The 1,077-nt window shown below is 62.2% G+C and carries 2 protein-coding genes; both read left to right on the forward strand.

Annotated features, from left to right (window positions below; translation table 11 throughout):
- On the forward strand, window positions 1-675 hold a 675-nt coding region (locus tag EN893_RS35275), incomplete at its 5' end, for a cyclopropane-fatty-acyl-phospholipid synthase family protein (RefSeq protein ID WP_164901449.1).
- 121 nt (window positions 676-796) lie between these two features.
- On the forward strand, window positions 797-1,077 hold a 281-nt coding region (locus EN893_RS35280), incomplete at its 3' end, for a glycerophosphodiester phosphodiesterase family protein (RefSeq protein WP_281062533.1).

Consider the following 1,077-nt stretch of genomic DNA (forward strand, 5'->3'; position numbering starts at 1 on the left):
CTGGCGAAGGATACAGGGATCGGTCCGAAGGACCATGTGCTGGAAATCGGTTGCGGCTGGGGTGGCTTCGCCGAATTCGCGGCGCGCGAGATCGGCTGCCGCGTGACCGGGCTGACGATCAGCCGCGAGCAGCACGATTTTGCCACGGCTCGCATCGCCAGGGCTGGTCTTGCCGACAAGGTCGACATCAAGCTGCAGGATTATCGCGACGAAACCGGCACCTATGACCGCATCGCCTCGATCGAGATGTTCGAGGCGGTCGGCGAGAAATACTGGCCGGTGTTTTTCGGCAAGATGAAGGCCTGTCTAAGGCCTGGCGGCACCGCCGGCCTGCAGATCATCACCATCAACGAAGCCGCCTACGACACCTATCGCGCAAGGCCGGATTTCATCCAGCGCTACGTCTTCCCGGGCGGCATGCTGCCGACGCCGTCGATCCTGAAGGCGCTCGGCAAGGATCATGGCCTTGCCCATCTGCGCGAGCGCGTGTTTCCGGACGACTACGCGCGCACGCTTGCCGAGTGGCGCCACCGGTTCTGGGCGTCATGGGAAAAGATCGTCCCGCTCGGCTTCGACGACCGGTTCAAGAAGCTCTGGGAGTTCTACCTGCACTATTGCGAGGCCGGATTCCGCGCCAGCTACATCGACGTGCGCCAAGTGGTCTACAAGGCGTAAGCCGACACGCTCTTGAACAGGCTATGTCGAGCATGATCGCGACATAGCCGCGTCGTCGCCGTCAAAAAGTCCGATCGCGAAGCAGAATGCCGCGCAGGACGGACGAATCGGAAATCACCTGATGCGCAGACGGACGATCTTCTTCGGCGTCATTGGTGTCGCTGCGGTGGGCATCTGGCTCAACAACACCTCGCTGTTATCGAGTCGCCCCGCCGGCAAGCCGGAGATGCTTGCCCATCGCGGCCTTGCCCAGGATTATTTGCGCGCAGGCATGACAGGACAGACTTGCACGGCCAGTCGCATGTTGCCGCCGCGCCATGGCTACCTCGAAAACACAATTCCCTCGATGGAGGCCGCCTTCGCGCTGCGCGCTGACGCGCTCGAACTGGATGTTCACCCGAC

The organism is Mesorhizobium sp. M7A.F.Ca.CA.004.04.2.1, assembly GCF_004022825.1.
Classification (GTDB): Bacteria; Pseudomonadota; Alphaproteobacteria; order Rhizobiales; family Rhizobiaceae; genus Mesorhizobium.